Source organism: Ramlibacter sp. AN1015 (genome assembly GCF_037726105.1).
In the GTDB taxonomy this organism is placed as follows: domain Bacteria; phylum Pseudomonadota; class Gammaproteobacteria; order Burkholderiales; family Burkholderiaceae_C; genus Ramlibacter.
On record NZ_JBBJUM010000006.1, the window covers coordinates 267453 to 284228 of the forward strand.

At 69.4% G+C, this 16776-nt stretch carries 18 protein-coding genes and 6 tRNA genes; 16 read left to right on the forward strand and 8 right to left on the reverse strand.

The features are described from left to right. Nucleotides 1–12 precede the first annotated feature (12 nt). The 3 genes from ppnP to WG922_RS12250 form a co-directional block, all read right to left on the reverse strand. A complete protein-coding gene (ppnP, locus tag WG922_RS12240) occupies nucleotides 13–330 on the reverse strand; it encodes a pyrimidine/purine nucleoside phosphorylase (RefSeq protein WP_340282915.1) in 318 nt (105 codons plus the stop codon). A 71-nt stretch (nucleotides 331–401) separates the two neighbouring features. Beyond that, entirely contained in the window at nucleotides 402–1214 is an 813-nt protein-coding gene (locus WG922_RS12245) for a hypothetical protein (protein ID WP_340282917.1), read from the reverse strand. Between the two features lie 106 nt (nucleotides 1215–1320). After that, nucleotides 1321–1680, reverse strand: a complete 360-nt coding sequence (locus WG922_RS12250) for an ArsC family reductase (RefSeq protein WP_340282919.1) — start codon at nucleotides 1678–1680, stop codon at nucleotides 1321–1323. 35 nt (nucleotides 1681–1715) lie between these two features. Here WG922_RS12250 and folC point away from each other — a divergent pair, with 35 nt between their 5' ends. From folC to WG922_RS12310, 12 genes are all read left to right on the forward strand, one after another. Beyond that, nucleotides 1716–3005 (forward strand): bifunctional tetrahydrofolate synthase/dihydrofolate synthase, encoded by a 1290-nt coding sequence (gene folC / locus WG922_RS12255; RefSeq protein WP_340282920.1) that lies wholly within the window; start codon nucleotides 1716–1718, stop codon nucleotides 3003–3005. Nucleotides 3006–3029: 24 nt separating this feature from the next. Continuing rightward, nucleotides 3030–3887: an SPOR domain-containing protein gene (locus WG922_RS12260; RefSeq protein ID WP_340282922.1), complete on the forward strand. Its 858-nt coding sequence runs from the start codon at nucleotides 3030–3032 to the stop codon at nucleotides 3885–3887. A gap of 12 nt (nucleotides 3888–3899) precedes the next feature. Continuing rightward, nucleotides 3900–4391, forward strand: a complete 492-nt coding sequence (locus WG922_RS12265) for a CvpA family protein (protein ID WP_340282923.1) — start codon at nucleotides 3900–3902, stop codon at nucleotides 4389–4391. A 4-nt stretch (nucleotides 4392–4395) separates the two neighbouring features. Then, nucleotides 4396–5904, forward strand: coding sequence for an amidophosphoribosyltransferase (gene purF / locus WG922_RS12270; protein WP_340282924.1), 1509 nt, complete (start codon nucleotides 4396–4398; stop codon nucleotides 5902–5904). Between the two features lies 1 nt (nucleotide 5905). Further along, a complete protein-coding gene (locus WG922_RS12275) occupies nucleotides 5906–7117 on the forward strand; it encodes an O-succinylhomoserine sulfhydrylase (protein ID WP_340282925.1) in 1212 nt (403 codons plus the stop codon). A 4-nt stretch (nucleotides 7118–7121) separates the two neighbouring features. Then, on the forward strand, nucleotides 7122–8516 hold the full coding sequence (gene gltX, locus WG922_RS12280) for a glutamate--tRNA ligase (protein ID WP_340282926.1): 1395 nt from the start codon (nucleotides 7122–7124) through the stop codon (nucleotides 8514–8516). Nucleotides 8517–8536: 20 nt separating this feature from the next. After that, a tRNA-Ala gene (locus WG922_RS12285) sits at nucleotides 8537–8612 on the forward strand. 34 nt (nucleotides 8613–8646) lie between these two features. Continuing rightward, a tRNA-Glu gene (locus WG922_RS12290) sits at nucleotides 8647–8722 on the forward strand. An 86-nt stretch (nucleotides 8723–8808) separates the two neighbouring features. Then, a tRNA-Asp gene (locus tag WG922_RS12295) sits at nucleotides 8809–8885 on the forward strand. 62 nt (nucleotides 8886–8947) lie between these two features. Then, a tRNA-Ala gene (locus WG922_RS12300) sits at nucleotides 8948–9023 on the forward strand. A gap of 77 nt (nucleotides 9024–9100) precedes the next feature. Further along, nucleotides 9101–9176, forward strand: a tRNA-Glu gene (locus tag WG922_RS12305). Between the two features lie 74 nt (nucleotides 9177–9250). Beyond that, nucleotides 9251–9327 (forward strand) — tRNA-Asp (locus WG922_RS12310). A gap of 187 nt (nucleotides 9328–9514) precedes the next feature. Here WG922_RS12310 and WG922_RS12315 read toward each other — a convergent pair. Beyond that, the gene (locus WG922_RS12315; RefSeq protein ID WP_340282927.1) at nucleotides 9515–10468 is read right to left on the reverse strand and encodes a tripartite tricarboxylate transporter substrate-binding protein; all 954 of its coding nucleotides are present in this window, start codon (nucleotides 10466–10468) and stop codon (nucleotides 9515–9517) included. A gap of 96 nt (nucleotides 10469–10564) precedes the next feature. On the opposite strand from WG922_RS12315, the gene WG922_RS12320 reads away from it, so the two are divergent. Beyond that, entirely contained in the window at nucleotides 10565–11467 is a 903-nt protein-coding gene (locus WG922_RS12320) for a LysR substrate-binding domain-containing protein (protein ID WP_340282929.1), read from the forward strand. A gap of 22 nt (nucleotides 11468–11489) precedes the next feature. Here the strand turns inward: WG922_RS12320 and WG922_RS12325 are convergent, their stop codons facing one another. From WG922_RS12325 to WG922_RS12340, 4 genes are all read right to left on the reverse strand, one after another. Next, entirely contained in the window at nucleotides 11490–11936 is a 447-nt protein-coding gene (locus WG922_RS12325; protein WP_340282931.1) for an SRPBCC family protein, read from the reverse strand. Nucleotides 11937–11991: 55 nt separating this feature from the next. Further along, nucleotides 11992–12549 carry a hypothetical protein gene (locus WG922_RS12330; protein ID WP_340282932.1) on the reverse strand — a complete coding sequence of 186 codons (558 nt, stop codon included), beginning with the start codon at nucleotides 12547–12549 and terminating at the stop codon, nucleotides 11992–11994. 25 nt (nucleotides 12550–12574) lie between these two features. Then, entirely contained in the window at nucleotides 12575–13627 is a 1053-nt protein-coding gene (locus WG922_RS12335; RefSeq protein ID WP_340282933.1) for an aldo/keto reductase, read from the reverse strand. A 442-nt stretch (nucleotides 13628–14069) separates the two neighbouring features. Continuing rightward, on the reverse strand, nucleotides 14070–14342 hold the full coding sequence (locus WG922_RS12340; protein ID WP_340282946.1) for a hypothetical protein: 273 nt from the start codon (nucleotides 14340–14342) through the stop codon (nucleotides 14070–14072). A gap of 347 nt (nucleotides 14343–14689) precedes the next feature. On the opposite strand from WG922_RS12340, the gene WG922_RS12345 reads away from it, so the two are divergent. The 3 genes from WG922_RS12345 to WG922_RS12355 all read left to right on the forward strand — a co-directional run. Continuing rightward, entirely contained in the window at nucleotides 14690–14953 is a 264-nt protein-coding gene (locus tag WG922_RS12345; protein ID WP_340282934.1) for a hypothetical protein, read from the forward strand. A gap of 160 nt (nucleotides 14954–15113) precedes the next feature. Further along, on the forward strand, nucleotides 15114–15851 hold the full coding sequence (locus WG922_RS12350; RefSeq protein ID WP_340282935.1) for a spermidine synthase: 738 nt from the start codon (nucleotides 15114–15116) through the stop codon (nucleotides 15849–15851). Nucleotides 15852–16014: 163 nt separating this feature from the next. Beyond that, on the forward strand, nucleotides 16015–16776 hold a 762-nt coding region (locus WG922_RS12355), incomplete at its 3' end, for a serine/threonine-protein kinase (RefSeq protein WP_340282936.1).

Sequence of the window (16776 nt, forward strand, 5' to 3'; positions counted from 1 at the left end):
TCGCTGCGGGGATCAGCCGAAATGGCAGATGTAGTGGTAGGGCTCGGTCACGCGGATGTCGAAGCGGGCGTTTGCCGGCACGCTGAAGCGCTCGCCGGCACTGGAGCGCGTCCAGCTCTCGGTGCCCGCCATGCGCCATTCGCAGGCGCCCCCGACGCACTCCATGACCTCCGGCGCGCCGGTGGTGAAGGTGAGGGTGGACGGCAGGATGACGCCGACCGACTTTTTGGTGCCGTCGGCCAGTGTGATGCCGTGGCTCACGCACTTGCCATCGAAATAGACATTGGCCTGGGTGGTGACGGTGACGCCGTCGATCGTGTCGGTGGTCATGAAGGGAATGCCCGGTTGCGCCGTGGAAAACCGGGAATTCTAGGCGCTGCGGCCACCCCCAGCGCCTGCGTTCAGTGCCAGCCGCGGTGGCGGTGGCGGTGACCGCCACGCACGTAACCGAGGTGCAGCGAGACGCGCGGCGGGTAGTAGTATGGCCGCGCGAACGGCGCCGGCACCATGCCATACGCGGGCGCCGGCACCATGCCGTAGGCTGGTGCGGGCATCACGCCGTAGGCATGGGGAACGACCATCGGCGGCGGCACCAGTTCTCGCAGGATGACGACGGGCGGGCTGCTGGATGGAGCCGTGAGGGTGGGCGATGCCAAGTCCTGCGGCAGGGCCTGCGCACTGCCGATGGGCGCCACCGGGGCAGGCAGCGGTGCCGTCGATTGTTGGGGCGGCGGCGTGTAGCCGGCGCCCGCAGGCAGGATCTGCAGGGCAATGGTGGGGCCGGGGTCGTACGGCAGCTGCACGCTGTACTGCCTGCCGGCGTACTCGTACGTGACCTGGTAGGAAACCGCCCGGTTCTCGTAAGTCGTCTGCGTGCTGCACTGGGTGTGCTGCTGCAGCTGGGCGTTCGGTCCCTCGATGCGGTCGCCGAGCACCGCGCCGCCGAGCAGGCCCAACGCCGTGGCCACTGCACGGCCGCCGCCGTCGCCGATGGCATTGCCAGCTGCGCCGCCGGCGATCGCCCCGAGCAGCGCGCCGGCGCCACTGCGAGGCTGCTCGACCACCACGGGGTAGTTGTTGCACACCTGCCGCGGCACCGCCACCTGCTGGATGACCGGGACGCTGGAGAGCACGCGGCCGCTCTCCTGGGCCTGCAGCGCGGGCGCGGCGCAGGCGAGGACGGCCAGTGTGCTGAAGAAAACGGGTCTGTTCATGAGCCACCTCGCACCGGAGTGATCCCGGAATTCTAGGCAGCCGGCTCCCGCAGAGCCACGCCGGGCGCCGTAAAGAGGTTGTAAACGCCGAGCTTGGGGCAGCGCCTCAGGCGGCGCCGTCCAGCCGGGCCTGCCAGCGGGCCGGATCGAAGCCGACGCTGCTGTCCCGCGGGCCCCAATCGACCACCGGGCGGCGGATCACGCTGGCTTCGCGCCCCATGAGGGCGCAGGCGCCGGCAGCGTCCGACACCGCGGCCTGCGCCGCCGGCTCGAGCTTGCGCCAGGTCGTGCCCTTGCGATTGACGAGTGCCTCCCAGCCGAGCTGTTCGACCCAGCTTGCAAGCCGGTCCTCAGGCACGCCGTCGCGGCGCAAGTCGTGGAAGCGATAGGCGACCTGGCGCTCGGCCAGCCAGGCGCGCGCCTTCTTCACCGTGTCGCAGTTGGGGATGCCGTAGACGACGATCATGGAGGCGGATGGTAAGGCCCGACAATCGCGGCTCCATGGAAACCCTGCACGACTGGCTGGCGCACTGCGAGCGCCTGCATCCCAAGACCATCGCCCTCGGCCTGGAGCGCGTAGGCGCGGTGGCGCAGCGCCTCGGCCTGCGATTCGACTGCCCGGTGATCACCGTGGCGGGCACCAACGGCAAGGGATCGACCTGCGCCATGCTGGAGTCGATCGCGCTGCAGGCGGGCTGGCGCACCGGCCTGTACACGTCGCCGCACCTGGTGCGCTTCGAGGAGCGCTGCCGCATCCGGGGCGAGTCCGTCGATGCGGGCGCGTTGGTCCCGCACTTCGCCCGGGTGGAGGCTGCGCGCGAGGGCGTGGCGCTCACGTACTTCGAGTTCACCACGCTCGCGATCCTGAGCCATCTGGCGGCGTCTCAGCTGGACCTCGTGATTCTCGAGGTCGGCCTCGGCGGGCGCCTCGACGCCGTGAACGTGATCGATGCGGACTGCGCGGTGATCACCAGCATCGACCTGGACCACCAGGACTTCCTCGGCCCGGACCGCGAATCGATCGGCCGCGAAAAAGCCGGCATCCTGCGTGCCGGCCGGCCCGCCGTGGTGAGCGATCCCGTGCCGCCGCACAGCGTGATCGAGCGCGCCGAGGAGGTCGGCGCGGACCTGTGGCTGCTCGGGCGCGATTTCAATTTTTCGGGCGACAAGCAGCAGTGGGCCTGGGCCGGCCGCGGCCGGCGCCATCCCGGGCTGGCCTATCCGGCGCTGCGGGGCGCCAACCAGTTGATCAACGCCTCGGGTGCGCTGGCCGCGCTCGCTGCGCTGCGCGAGCGCCTGCCGGTCACGGCGCAGGCGGTGCGCAGCGGGCTGGCGCTGGTCGAGTTGCCCGGGCGCTTCCAGATCGTGCCGGGCGAGCCGGTGCTGGTGCTGGACGTGGCGCACAACCCGCATTCGGTGGCGGCGCTGGTGGCCAACCTGGACGCGATGGGTTTCTATCCGACCACCCACGTCGTGTTCGGCGCCATGGCCGACAAGGACCTGGACGCGATGCTGCGCCGGATGGGCCCCCTGGCCGACCGGTGGTACTTCTGCGACCTGCCAAGTGCACGCGCCGAAACCGGCGCTGCCCTGCACGTGCGCTGGCAAGGCGTTCGCACGCGTGCGGACGTGGTGGCGAGCGTGCACGGTGGCCCTCGCGCGGCACTCGACGCGGCGATCGCCGCGGCAGACCCGGCTGATAGAATCGTCGCCTTCGGTTCCTTCTTCACCGTAGGCGGCATCCTCGAAGGCGGCGTGCCCCGCTTGCAGGCTGCGCACCTGCGGTCCTGAGTCCCCCGGTCACGACGCAAGGCAATGGCTTTCTTCAAGTTTCGAAAGGGTCAAGGCGCATCGGTCGCCGCGCCTGCCAAGTCCGAGAGCGTGGAGGCGATGCGCCGGCGCGCACGCCAGCGACTGATCGGCGCCGCCGTGCTGGTGCTGGCCGGCGTGATCGGATTCCCGCTCCTGTTCGACACCCAGCCGCGACCGGTGGCCGTGGACATCCCCATCGAAATTCCCGACCGTCAGCGGGTTGCCGCGCTCAGCCTGCCCGCGCCGGAAGCGCCGGCTGCGGCTGGTGGCGTCAGCGCCGCATCGCAGCCGGTAACGCCTTCTGCGGCGGCGCCCCAGCCGACAGGCGGCAGGACGGCCGGCCCGGTCACTCCCGCATCTCCGTCGCAGCCGCAGGCCGCGCCGGCCTCCGGGCCTGCAACGACGCCAGGTTCGGCACCGGTGCCGGCTACCGCACCCACCCCCGCTCCGCCTGCGAACGCAGCCGCGGCGCGCGCCGACGCGCGTCCCGACGCCAAGCCGGAGTCCAAGCCGGAGCCCAGGCCAGAGACTCGGATCGATGCGAAGAAGGCCGTGAACGCCGACGAGGCGGCCCGCGCCCGCGCACTGCTCGAGGGGCGCAGCGTCCCGGTCGCCGCGGCTGGCGCCGCCGAGGAGCGCCTGGTCGTGCAGGTCGGCGCCTTCGCCGAGCCCGCCAAGGCGCGCGAGGTGCGCCAGAAGCTCGAGCGTGCCGGCGTAAAGACCTATGTGCACGTCGCGGAAACCAAGGAAGGTCCGCGCATCCGCGTGCGGGCGGGCCCCTTCAACAGCCGCGCCGAGGCCGACAGGGCCGCCCAGAAGATCAAGGGCCTGGATTTGCCCGCTGCCATCCTCACCTTGTAAGCTGGCCGCGCGATGCCCGTGCTCGATTGGGTGTTCCTTGGCGTCATCGTCCTGTCCGTGGTGATCGGCGCGTGGCGCGGGCTCATCTACGAGTTGTTGTCTTTGCTTGGCTGGGTGGCCGCGTTCGTGGTCGCCCAGTGGCTGGCGCCTGAAGTCGCGGGCTGGCTGCCGATGGGCGAGGCGCGGCAGTCGGTGCGTTTCGCGGCGGCATTCGTGCTGCTGTTCATCGCGGCGGTGTTCGCCGCCGGACTGATGGCCGCGGTGGCGCGCAAGCTGATCGCGGCGGTGGGCCTCAGGCCGGCCGACCGCGTGCTGGGCACGGCGTTCGGCGTGGTGCGCGGGCTGGTGGTCGTGCTGGTGATCACCATCGTCTTCCTGCTCGTGCCGCTGACGCACACGGGCACCTGGCGCGAGTCGGGCGGCGCGCCGATGGCGGTGGCGGCCCTCAAGGGATTGAAACCGATGCTGCCCGAGACCTTCGGGCGGTACTTACCGGGGTATTGAGCCAATGTGCGGAATCGTCGGGGTCGTGAGCAGCGGCCCGGTCAACCAGCTGATCTACGACGCGCTGCTGCTCTTGCAGCATCGCGGACAGGACGCGGCCGGCATCGTGACCCAGCAGGAGCGCAAGTTCTTCATGCACAAGGCCAAGGGCATGGTGCGCGACGTCTTTCGCACCCGCAACATGCGCGCGCTGCCGGGCAGCGTGGGTCTGGGGCAGGTGCGCTATCCGACCGCGGGCAATGCCGACAGCGAAGAAGAGGCGCAGCCCTTCTATGTCAACGCGCCCTTCGGCATCGTGCTGGTGCACAACGGCAACCTCACCAATGCCGACGTGCTGAAGGCCGAGCTGTTCTCGACGGACCATCGCCATATCAACACCGAGAGCGATTCCGAGGTGCTGCTGAACGTGTTCGCACACGAGCTCGATCGCTCCACCCGGGGCGCGCAGCTGCACCCGGACGACGTATTCGCCGCCGTCTCGGCGGTGCACCGGCGGGTGCGCGGCTCGTACGCCGTGATCGCCCTGATCGCCGGCCATGGGGTGCTGGCGTTCCGCGACCCGTTCGGCATCCGCCCGCTGTCGATCGGTCGCGGCCAGGACGGCACGCTCATGCTGGCGAGCGAGTCGGTGGCGCTGGAGGGCACCGGGCACGTCTTCGAACGCTCGGTGGCGCCCGGCGAAGCGGTGTTCATCGCCCTGGACGGCACGCTCCATGCTCGCCAATGCGCCGAACAGCCGCGCCTGAACCCCTGCATCTTCGAATACGTCTACCTGGCCCGACCGGATTCGGTGCTCGACGGCGTCTCGGTGTACCAGGCGCGCCTGAACCTGGGCGAGACCCTGGCCAAGCGGGTGATCTCCACGGTGCCGCCCAACGAGATCGACGTCATCATCCCGATCCCCGAATCCAGCCGCCCCAGCGCCACCCAGCTGGCGCACCTGCTGGGGGTGCCCTACCGCGAAGGGTTCGTGAAGAACCGTTATGTCGGACGCACATTCATCATGCCGGGGCAGGGCGTGCGCAAGAAGTCGGTGCGCCAGAAACTCAACGTGATCACCAGCGAATTCAAGGGGCGCAACGTGCTGCTGGTGGACGACTCCATCGTGCGCGGCACCACCAGCCGCGAGATCGTGCAGATGGCGCGCGACGCCGGCGCGAAGAAGGTGTACCTCGCCAGCGCAGCGCCGCCGGTGCGCTTTCCGAACGTCTACGGCATCGACATGCCCACGCCCGGCGAGCTGGTGGCCCACGGCCGCACGGTGGAGGAGGTGCGCCAGATCATCGGCTGCGATGCGCTGATCTACCAGGACGTCGAAGCGATGAAGCGTGCCATCGGCTCGCTCAACCCCGCGCTCGACGGCTTCGACGCCTCCTGCTTCGACGGTGTCTACGTCACCGGCGACATCGATCCCGAAGACATCGCGCGCATCAACCAGGCGCGCATCGGCCAGGAAGATCCGCTCGCGCAGGATAGCTCCCGGCTGGCCCTGCCGAACGCACAGGAGGCCTGACGTGAGCGCCAAACAACTGCCCGAGGGGCTGCACCTGGACACGCTGGCCGTGCGCGCCGCCGTCGACAAGAGCCAGTACGGCGAGAACTCCGAGGCGCTGTACCTCAGCTCCAGCTTCACCCAGCCCGACAGCGAAACCGCCGCGCGCCGTTTCGCCGGGGAGGAAGAGGGCTACATCTATTCGCGCTTCACCAACCCCACCGTCGCCAGCATGGAAATGCGGCTTGCAGCGCTGGAGGGCACCGAGGCGTGCATCGCTGCGGCCAGCGGCATGGGGGCGATCCTGCTGCTGTGCATGGGACTGCTCAAGGCGGGTGACCACGTGGTCTGTTCGCGCTCGGTGTTCGGCTCGACCATCAAGCTGATCGGCAGCGAATTCGGCAAGTTCGGCGTGGAAAGCAGCTTCGTCTCGCAGACGGACCTGGCCGAGTGGAGGGCCGCCATCCGGCCCAACACGCGGCTGCTGTTCGCCGAGACGCCGACCAACCCGCTCACCGAAGTCTGCGACATCCGTGCGCTGGCCGACATCGCGCACGATGCCGGCGCGCTGCTGGCGGTGGACAACTGCTTCTGCACACCGGCCCTGCAACAGCCGGCGCAGCTCGGCGCCGACATCGTGGTGCACTCGGGCACCAAGTACCTCGACGGACAGGGGCGCGTGATTGCCGGTGCGGTCTGCGCGAGCAAGGCCCTGATCCGGGACAAGCTGATTCCCGTGATGCGCAGTGCCGGCATCACGCTCTCGCCCTTCAATGCCTGGGTGGTGTTGAAAGGCCTGGAGACGCTGGGCATCCGCATGGAGGCGCAGTCGCTGCGCGCGCTGGAGCTCGCGCGGTGGCTGGAGGAGCACCCTGCGGTGGAGCGGGTCTACTACCCGGGCCTTGCCAGCCATCCGCAGCACGAGCTGGCCATGCGGCAGCAGTCCGGCAAGGGCGGCGCCGTGGTGTCCTTCGACGTGAAGGGGGCCGACCCCGACACCGCGCGGCGCAACGCTTTCCAGGTGATCGACTCCACGCAGCTGCTCTCGATCACCGCCAACCTCGGCGACGTCAAGAGCATCATCACGCAGCCCGCCAGCACCTCGCATGGCCGGCTCACCGAACAGCAGCGCCTCGCCGCCGGCATCCGGCAGAACCTCATCCGGGTGGCGGTCGGCCTGGAACACCTCGATGACCTGAAGGCCGATCTCGCGCGCGGCCTCGACCTGCTCTGAACACGTGAAAGTCCGCACCCGATTCGCTCCCTCGCCCACCGGATTCATCCACCTGGGCAACATCCGTTCCGCCTTGTACCCGTGGGCGTTCGCCCGGTCGCAGGGGGGCGAGTTCATCCTGCGCATCGAGGACACCGATCTCGAGCGCTCCTCGCAGGCGGCGGTGGATGTCATCCTCGAAGGCATGGCCTGGCTGGGGCTCGACCACGACGAGGGCCCCTACTACCAGATGCAGCGAATGGACCGCTACCGCGAGGTGCTGGCGCAGATGCGCGCACAGGACCTGGTCTACCCCTGCTACATGAGCGTCGCCGAACTCGATGCACTGCGCGAGCGGCAGATGCAGGCCAAGGAGAAACCACGCTACGACGGCACCTGGCGCCCCGAACCTGGCAAGCAGCTGCCACCGGTGCCCGAAGGCGTGCAGCCGGTGCTGCGCTTTCGCAATCCGCAGGGCGGCGCGGTGGTGTGGGAGGACAAGGTCAAGGGCCGCATCGAGATCAGCAACGACGAACTCGACGACCTGGTGATCGCCCGGCCCGACGGCACTCCCACCTACAACTTCTGCGTGGTGGTCGATGACATCGACATGCGCATCACCCACGTGATCCGCGGCGACGACCACGTGAACAACACGCCCAGGCAGATCAACATCTTTCGCGCGTTGGGGCAGGAGCCACCGGTGTACGCGCACCTGCCCACGGTGCTGAACGAGAGCGGCGAGAAGATGAGCAAGCGCAACGGCGCCAAGCCCGTCACCCAGTTCCGCGATGAAGGCTTCCTGGCCGATGCGGTCGTGAACTACCTTGCGCGGCTGGGCTGGTCGCATGGCGACGACGAGATCTTCAGCCGCCAGCAGTTCCTGCAGTGGTTCGACCTCGATCACCTGGGCCGCAGCGCCGCGCAGTTCGACGAGGCGAAGCTGCGCTGGGTCAATGCGCAGCACATGAAGCAGGCGAGCGATGCGAGCCTTGCCGATCTGGTGGCGCCGCAGCTGCGTGCGCGAGGCATCGAGCCCGATGCGCGGCTGCCGGCCATCTGCGGCCTGTTCAAGGACCGCTGCGACACCACGGTGGTGCTGGCCGACTGGGCAGGCAAGTTCTATCGGCCGGTGGAGCCCTCGCGCGACGAGTTGGCCAAGCACCTGACCGAGGCCGTGCGGCCGGCCATCGGCATCCTCGCGCGCATGCTCGAAGGATGCGAATGGAACAAGGACGCGATCGGCGAGGCGATCAAGGAAACCCTGCGCGCCAGCGGCCTCAAGATGCCCCAACTCGCGATGCCCGTGCGCGTGCTCGTGCTGGGCACCGCGCAGACCCCGTCGCTCGATGCGGTGCTCGCACTCTCCGAGCGAAAAGATGTTGTCGAGCGGCTGCTGATGGGCCAAAAACCAGTATAGAATTTCGGTCTCGACGCCACGGGGGTATAGCTCAGCTGGGAGAGCGCTTGCATGGCATGCAAGAGGTCAGCGGTTCGATCCCGCTTACCTCCACCAAACGTCGAGACGGCACTGAAAAGTCCAAGGTTACGACCCTATCGTCTAGAGGCCTAGGACATCACCCTTTCACGGTGAGTACCGGGGTTCGAATCCCCGTAGGGTCGCCAGTTTTTCCGTCACGGTTTTCCGTCACGGGAGTTGGCACAAGCAGGTTGCACTTGGTCCGCGCAAGCGGGCAGACGCAGCACCACGCGGAGTGGTAGTTCAGTTGGTTAGAATACCGGCCTGTCACGCCGGGGGTCGCGGGTTCGAGTCCCGTCCACTCCGCCAAAGTCAGTCGATAAAACCAGCCCGTCGAGGCTGGTTTTATTTTGGGTCCCGATGTCAGGTGCGGGGGTATAGCTCAGCTGGGAGAGCGCTTGCATGGCATGCAAGAGGTCAGCGGTTCGATCCCGCTTACCTCCACCATCAGCGTCGGGAAAATCGATTCGCCTCAAGGGAGGCTGCAGCCGCAGGCGCACAGCCGGTGAATGCGACCCCCCGATGACCCTATCGTCTAGAGGCCTAGGACATCACCCTTTCACGGTGAGTACCGGGGTTCGAATCCCCGTAGGGTCGCCAGATTTCCCTCTCGCGGGATACGGCACAAGCAGCTGGCACTTGGTCCGCGCAAGCGGGCAGACGCAGCACCACGCGGAGTGGTAGTTCAGTTGGTCAGAATACCGGCCTGTCACGCCGGGGGTCGCGGGTTCGAGCCCCGTCCACTCCGCCAAGCACACGTACAAGCGCGATGCGGCTTTCAGCCCATCGCGCTTTTTTTTCTTGTCCGCCGAGGCTATCCAGCCTCTGCCGTCTCCAGGTTCCTTCAGTAGCTCGCGCCCCGCAGGTGCGTGCACCCTCCCACAGGCTGCGGGCTGAACGGTGTCATGCGCATCCGTGGGACGCCCGCGCGCAGCTGTTCACTGCGTCGCACCTGTGGCGCGGCGCATCACAGCGGCCCAGCGGTCCGTCTCGGCTTCGATGAACGCGCCAAACTGCGCGGGGCCCGAGTCCGCCAGCGGCTCCAGGCCGAGTGACTGCAGCCGCTGCTGCACCGCGGGCGTGGCCAGAGCCTGGCCGATCGCATCGGCCATGTTCGCGATCCGGGCGGCGGGCGTTCCGGCCGGCGCCACGACGCCATGCCAGTCCTGGAGGCCGGCTCCGGGGTAGCCCAGCTCGGCCAGCGTCGGGACATGCGGCAAGGCCGCGAGGCGCTGCGCAGCGGTGATCGCGAGCGGGCGCAGCTTGCCTGCATGGATCAGCGGCAAAGCGGCCGGGGTCGTCGCGAACATCAGATCGACATGGCCGCCGGCGAGCGCAGCGAGCCCCGCGACCGGACCGTTGAAGGGTACATGCCGTAATCCGCGCTGCACCTCCTGCGCGAACAACTCGGCTGCCAGCTGCGAAGGTGTTCCCATGCCGCCCGACGCATAGGTGAGGCGGCCGTGCTGCGCCTGCCGCAGCAGCGCCGCGAGGTCCGTGAGCGCGCTGTCCGCGCGCACGACGAGGAGGTTGCTTACCGTGGAGATCTGCCGCACCGGCGACAGGTCGCGTTGCGCGTCGTACGGCATTGCCTTGACCAGCTGCGGCGCGACTGCGTGCTGCAGGGCAAAGATCCCGAGTACCGAACCGTCTGCGGCCGCTCGGCTCACGGCCGCGAGCGCCAGCGTGCCCGCAGCACCGGGCTTGTTCTCAACCATCACGGGGCGGCCGAACTCACGTGCGAGCGGTTCGGAAAGCGCGCGGGCGAGCGCATCCCCGGGCGTGCCAGGTGGGCCGCCCACGATGATGGTCATGTGGGGTGCGGACAGTGGCTGCGCCTGGGCCATCGCAAGCGCCAGCAATCCACCAAGCAAGCAGAGGCGTCGTTTCATGATTGAAGCCCTCGTGTGTCGTGGCGGCAGTACACCACCGGAGCCCGGGAACCATAAGATGCGAAGGCTTCTTGCAGATAACCGGTGCCTATCACCATGCAACTCGCCCAGCTGAAAGTGCTCTGCGCCGTGGCCGAGGCGGGAAGCATCCGTGCAGCCGCGCGCAAGCTGAACCTCTCGCAGCCGTCGGTTACGAAGAGCCTGCAGGCGCTCGAGCAGGATCTCGACGCGACGCTCGTTCATCGCAGCAGTCGTGGCATCGAGCTCACCGACGCCGGCCGGGCGGTGCTTCCGCGCGCCCGGGGCATTCAGGCCGAGGTGCAGAGGGCACGCGAGGACGTCGAACGGCTGGCCGGGCGCGCGCGGAACGCGGCAACGTTGGGGGTCGCGTCCGTGATAGGTGCGTGGCTCATTCCGCCGGTGCTGGCGCGCTATGGCCGCGAGCGCCCGGACACCCGGGTACGAATCGTCGAGGGAACCCAGGAAACGCTGCTTCCGATGCTGCGCGAGGGCACGCTCGACTTCGCCGTGTGCCTGCGCCTGGAGCGGGAGCCGACCAGCGGCTTTGCCGTGCGGGCGCTCGCCCGCTTCCGACTCGTGGTCGTCGCGCGCAAGGGCCATCCGCAGCGCCACGCGCGCAGCTTGCACGAGCTTCGCTCGGCGCACTGGATCCTGACGCGGCCGCGAGGGGCCGGTGGCGTGCTGGAGGAGGCGTTTCGCGCCGAGGGGCTGGAGGTGCCTGCATCGGCTGCGGAATGCGAGTCGCATTCGATCAAGATTGCAACTCTCGCCCAGAGCGATTCGCTCGCGCTGGTCGGACGGCCCATGCTGAGTGAACCCGCGGTCGCGCAACTGCTCGAGGAGATTCCCCTGACCAAGCCGCTTCCGCTACTGACAGCAGGGCTCTACACCCGCAGCGAAGACCGGCTGGCTCCCGCGGCACGCGACCTCGCCGCGCTCATCACCGCAGAATGCAAGCGGATCCTGCGGCTGAACTGAGCACAGCCCCCGAAGGGGCACATCACTCGGGAATCCGAGGCTCCACCAGCTGCGCCAGCGCGACCAGGGATTCCTGCCAGCCCAGATAGCACATCTCCGCAGGAATGACCTCTGGAATGCCTTCCTGCGTCACCTGCATATCTGTGCCGCAGGACACCGCGGTGAGGATCACGGTGGTCACCATCGTGCCCGGCAGCTCGGGGGCGTCGAAGCTCGCGTCGTACACGAGGCGGCGGCCGGAATCGATCTCGCGGTACTTTCCGCCGAAGTGGTGGCTGTGCCCGGTCCCGAAGTTGGTGAACGACATGCGCCATTGGCCTGCGACCACCGGCTCCATCGCGTGCACCTTCCCGGTAAATCCGAACGGCGGAAGCCAGCGTTCGAAGGCGGCGGGCTCCACGAAGGCGCGAAACACCCGCTCCGGCGGGCAGCGCAACACGCGGTGGAGACGGACGGTCTGGGACGACATGGTGGTTTCCTCGCAACTGGGGTGGGCGAACGATAGCGCGGGCCGCACCCCAGCGCTATCGCCGCGCCAGGTCTCGGCGGGCCGCGCGCCGAAACAGCCAGGCGGAGCCAAGCCATGCCGCGACGAAGACCCAGGCGACAGGCTCGACGGCCTGGGTGCCGGCGTAGTGTGCAACGAGCAGGACCGCCGCTTGAGCGAGCGCCGTGGCGAACATCGCCGCCGCCATGCCGGGCGCACGCAGGCGCGCGAGCAAGGCGCCCACCAGGCCGACGGCGAGCACGCCGTGGTGCAGGGCGTTCAAGGGGTTGCGCTCCGAGCCGACGATGCCCACCGCGGCGTTGGCCCACAGCAGCACGAAGGCCGTCGCGAGTGCGAGCGCGACGGCGCCCAGGTACGTCCTGTCGCGACGCACGCGCAGGGCCAGCTCCCAGCCGCAGCCGGTCGCAAGCACCAGTGCGCCCGCCAGCGCGAAGTCGGCGCCGTCCCATGCGACTTCGCGCGTGAACTGCATCGCCAGAAAGGGCAGCAGCAGCAGTGCTGCGCCGGCACTCCAGCCCACGATGCGCCAGCTCCTCGCACGCCCATGCTCCGACCGTTCGGTGGCGCGTTCCATGCCGCAGCGTCCGGCGAACCGCGCCTCAGCGCGCCCGAGCAATCTGCGCCAACTGGCGCCGGCGCACCTCGCCCTGGCGGTCGAGCATCCAGCCGGGGTATTCGACCGGCAGCCGGCTCACCGCGTCGAGCTTCTCGAGGTCTTGCGCTTCCAGGCGCACCTCGGTCGCGCCGATGTTGTCGGCGAGCTGCTCCGGCCGCTTGGCGCCGATGATCACGCTGCTCACCTGCGGCTGGTGCAGCAGCCAGGCCAGTGCGATCTGGGGCACGGTCGCGCCACGCGCCTGTGCGATCTCGCGCATCACCTCGACCACATCCCAGGCGCGCTCCTTGTTCACCGGTGGAAAGTCGAACACCGCACGCCGGCTGTCGGCCTCACCCTGCTGCGTGCGCCCGAACTTGCCGCTCAGCAGCCCGCCCGCCAAGGGACTCCAGACCATCAGGCCCAGTCCCTCGCTGCGCAGCATGGGGATCAGCTCGCGTTCGAGGTCGCGGCCCGCGACGGTGTAGTACGCCTGCAGCGACTCGAAGCGCGCCAGGCCCAGGCGCTCGGAGATGCCGAGTGCCTTCACGATCTGCCAGGCGGCCCAGTTGGAGACGCCGACGTAGCGCACATGCCCGTGGCGCACGAGCTGGTCGAGCGCACGCACCGTCTCTTCGACAGGCGTCGCCGGATCGAAGCCGTGGATCTGGTAGAGGTCGATGTGCTCCAGCTGCAGGCGCCTGAGGCTTGCCTTGATGCCGTCCAGGATGTGCGCTCGCGTGTTGCCGCGCATGTTGGCGCCCGGCCCGGTTTCGCTGAAGACCTTGGTGGCGACGACGATTTCGTCACGCGGGCGCTTGAGGTTGCGCAGCGCCCGACCCGTGATCTCTTCGGAGGCGCCGCCGCCGTAGACGTCGGCGGTATCGATGAAGTTGATGCCGGCGTCGATGGCCTGGCCCATCAGCCGCTCGGCCTCGGCCTGCCCCAGTCGCCCGATGCTGCCCCACATGGTGCCCTCCGTGCCACCGAAGGTCATGGTGCCGAGGCACAGCTCGGAGACGAACAAGCCGGTGCGGCCCAGCGGGGTCATGCGCATGCGAAAAGCTCCTTCGATGATCGGGCGCGCGGCCCGACCCGGCACGCCTGCGCCGGGTGGGCTGCCGCGCAGGGCAGGTACGCGGGCGCCGTGCCCGCGCGAGCTGCCATTGTGAGCGTCACTCGCGCCGCGTGTACAGAGTGGAAGGGCGGCGCCAACATGGTCCACAGGCCGGACCATGCGAGCGGCCCGGCCGACCCGACCATCCACACTGCCGCGTGCCGCAGCCCGCATCCCCCGCGCCCGGCAACGAGCAACGAGGCGATACGCGATACGCAATCGCGATACCCGATACATCCGTGCCCGAGGTCGCATGCGGCACGTGCGGGCACTGATGCCGTGCTGATGCGCGCAGTGGCTCAGCGCGTGGAGCGGTGCTGCGCCTCGATGCGGTGCGCACGCGCACCTCGGCAATCGATGCGCCGCCGTCCGCGCAGGACCGTCAGCGCCGCGCCGCCGCCGCGCGTGCCGCCTCGATCGCGCGGCGTGCGCGCAACTCGGCTTCGAGACCCGCGTCCAGCGGCGAGCGGCACAAGCCCGCGTGGGCGTACTGCATGTTTTCGTAGAGTTCGGACAGCGCGGGCACGCTCTGCAGCAGCGGCTCCAGGGCCGGGTCGCCCTGGGTGGCGCTGAGCTCGGCCTCGAGCCGCGCCACCACGCTGCGGTACTGCTGCGGATCGACCTTTCGCCCGCTCAGCTCCATGCGCTGCAACACGTGTGCCAAGGCCACCAAACTTCGGTTGAGGCTGATAGAGGGATTCATGCGCCTCAGGTGGTGCGTTGTCGGCCCGCTTTCAAGCCGGCCTTCGTGTGGCGCTCCGGTAAAGGCGGTGCAACACGGTTTCCAGGCCTTTCCCCGGCGCCCCGGATTGGCAGAATGGGTCGTCCTGACTGGAGCCGGACGCGCACCGCGGCAGCCGGGAACAACGGCACCACGGCACCACGGCACGACCGCAGCACGGCATGCGGCCGCCCGCTCGGACCGGGGCCGATGGCGCCGAGCCGGCACGGCCGCACAGCGCGAGGGCTCCGGAGCGTCCTTAGACCACATGAGGTAGAGCCATGGACATGCGACTTCAGTTCCTCGAATCCTTTTTCGCCGACGGCTCCGATGGGCAGCGCTACAAGGTGTGCGCCTACGACCGGCTCGCGCGCACCGAAGGCGCGGCCGGCGTGGAGAGCTGGGAGCCCACCGGTCAGGTGGAATACCGCCTGTCCGATGGCAGGCTCGTCGATGCGCGGCCCGATGGCACCCTGCGCATCAGCGGCGGCGACGTCACCATCACGTCCGCGGAGTCTGCCGCCGCGCAGGAAGGCGCGGCCTGAACCCGCGCCCGCGGCGCCGAATGGGGCGCAGCCTCTGCATCCCTGCCGGCGCACGAGGCGCCTCCGGTCCGGTGGCGTGCCGCGACTTTCGCGGCATGTCCCGGTGCGGGTGCCTGGCGCGAGCGTGCGCTGCGCGTCCGCTCGCGGGCGGGGCCTGCTGATGGAACTATGCGTCAGCGAGTGCGACGGACTGCGCCTGCTGCGCTTCGGCACCGCCTGGTGCCAGGGCGCCATGCGCATCGACGACCCGCAGCGGCTGGAGCTCGCCTACGCGCTGCACATGTCGGCGTGGCTGCTGTTCCACGATGCGGCCACGCTGCCGCTCAAGCACCTCGTCACCATCGGCCTCGGGGCCGGCTCGCTCACGCGCTTCGCGCACGGCGTGCTGGGCATGCGTGCCAGCGCCGTCGAAATCGAGCAGGACGTGATCGCCGTCTGCCGGATCCACTTCCTGCTGCCGCCGGACGACGAGCGCCTGCGCGTGGTGCATGCGGAGGGCGGCGACTTCATCGCGCGGCAAGCCGCTGCGCACAGCATCGATGTATTGCAGATAGATGCCTACGACGCCTTCGTCGAGGCGCCGGCCCTCGACACCGCGGCGTTCTACGCCCGCTGCCGACGTGTCCTGCGCGCCGACGCCAGCGTTGCGGTGAACCTGATCGGACGCGAGCTCGACGTGCGCGGCAGCGTCGCGCGCATCCGCGAAGGGCTGCGGCCGGGCGCGGTGTGGCAGTTTCCGCCGACCGAGGCGGGCAACGTCGTCGTCCTCGCGCAACTCGGCACCTTGCCTTGCGAAGAGGTGCTCGCGGCAAGGGCTGCCGACATTCGCCGGCGCTGGGACTTGCCCGCCGACGAGTGGCTCGCGGTGGCGCGCCGTACCGGCGGCCGACACACCTGATCCGTGCTGCTGCGGCGGCCTCGATTCACGCCTGTGGACAGACGCGCGGACGCTCCGTCGTCCTACAGGTGCACCCCACGTCAACCTCGACCATGGCCCGGATGCAGCAAGCCGAGGGCACACCCGAACACCGCGCTGGGGATCAGAGCCGAGAGGGCTGGCGATGAGCTCGGTGCCGCCACGATCCACGCTGGACGGCCTGCAGCTTCTGCGCGTCATCGCGAGCAGCCCCGGGCGCACGGTGCACGAGGCCTGCGACCCTGCCAGTGCGCAGCGGCTCGCGGTGTGCCGGTGTCCGGCGCCGGCCGCGCCGCCCACCCCGGAAGCGCAGGCGCGCCTGCGTGCCGCCGGCATGGCGGCCGCGGTCCTCGAACACCCGAACCTGGTGGCCGTGCGCGATTGCGGCTGGCACGGCGAGGCCGCCTACGTCACCACCGCCTTCGTGGAAGGCGAAACCACGGCCGCGTACCTCGCGCGGGTCGGGCGGCTGCCGCCGCTGCACGGCCTGGCGCTCGCAGTGCAGCTGCTGTCGGCACTCGAGTTCGCCCATGCCCACGGTCTGGTGCACGCCGCCATCCATCCCGAGCATCTGCTCGTCAGTCGCACCGGCCAGCTGAAACTCACCGGCTTCGGCTGGTCTGCGCTGGCCGCCGGCGCGCTGCGACCGGGACCCTTCGACGACCCGCGCTACCTGGCACCCGAGCAGGCCGCGGGCCAGCCGTGCGATAGCCGCTGCGATCTCTACGCCGCCGCGGTCGTGGCCTTTGAGCTCATCACCGGCGTCCACCCGTTCGAGAGCGACGCCTTCGGCAGGGGCGAGCCCGCACAGCGTCAGGAGCCGCGGACGGTGCGCACCGTCCGCCGGGGACTGCCGACGGCACTCGACGCAGTGTTCCGTCGCGCACTGGCACCGGATCCGCATGAC

Coding starts and splice junctions, on each gene's coding strand:
- WG922_RS12345 (WP_340282934.1), top strand. CDS start 14,690: ATGGACATGCGACTTCAGTTCCTCGAATCCTTTTTCGCCGACGGCTCC.
- WG922_RS12320 (WP_340282929.1), top strand. CDS start 10,565: ATGCAACTCGCCCAGCTGAAAGTGCTCTGCGCCGTGGCCGAGGCGGGA.
- folC (WP_340282920.1), top strand. CDS start 1,716: ATGGAAACCCTGCACGACTGGCTGGCGCACTGCGAGCGCCTGCATCCC.
- WG922_RS12265 (WP_340282923.1), top strand. CDS start 3,900: ATGCCCGTGCTCGATTGGGTGTTCCTTGGCGTCATCGTCCTGTCCGTG.
- WG922_RS12330 (WP_340282932.1), bottom strand. CDS start 12,549: ATGGAACGCGCCACCGAACGGTCGGAGCATGGGCGTGCGAGGAGCTGG.
- WG922_RS12315 (WP_340282927.1), bottom strand. CDS start 10,468: ATGAAACGACGCCTCTGCTTGCTTGGTGGATTGCTGGCGCTTGCGATG.
- ppnP (WP_340282915.1), bottom strand. CDS start 330: ATGACCACCGACACGATCGACGGCGTCACCGTCACCACCCAGGCCAAT.
- WG922_RS12325 (WP_340282931.1), bottom strand. CDS start 11,936: ATGTCGTCCCAGACCGTCCGTCTCCACCGCGTGTTGCGCTGCCCGCCG.
- WG922_RS12335 (WP_340282933.1), bottom strand. CDS start 13,627: ATGCGCATGACCCCGCTGGGCCGCACCGGCTTGTTCGTCTCCGAGCTG.
- WG922_RS12350 (WP_340282935.1), top strand. CDS start 15,114: ATGGAACTATGCGTCAGCGAGTGCGACGGACTGCGCCTGCTGCGCTTC.
- WG922_RS12245 (WP_340282917.1), bottom strand. CDS start 1,214: ATGAACAGACCCGTTTTCTTCAGCACACTGGCCGTCCTCGCCTGCGCC.
- WG922_RS12260 (WP_340282922.1), top strand. CDS start 3,030: ATGGCTTTCTTCAAGTTTCGAAAGGGTCAAGGCGCATCGGTCGCCGCG.
- WG922_RS12250 (WP_340282919.1), bottom strand. CDS start 1,680: ATGATCGTCGTCTACGGCATCCCCAACTGCGACACGGTGAAGAAGGCG.
- purF (WP_340282924.1), top strand. CDS start 4,396: ATGTGCGGAATCGTCGGGGTCGTGAGCAGCGGCCCGGTCAACCAGCTG.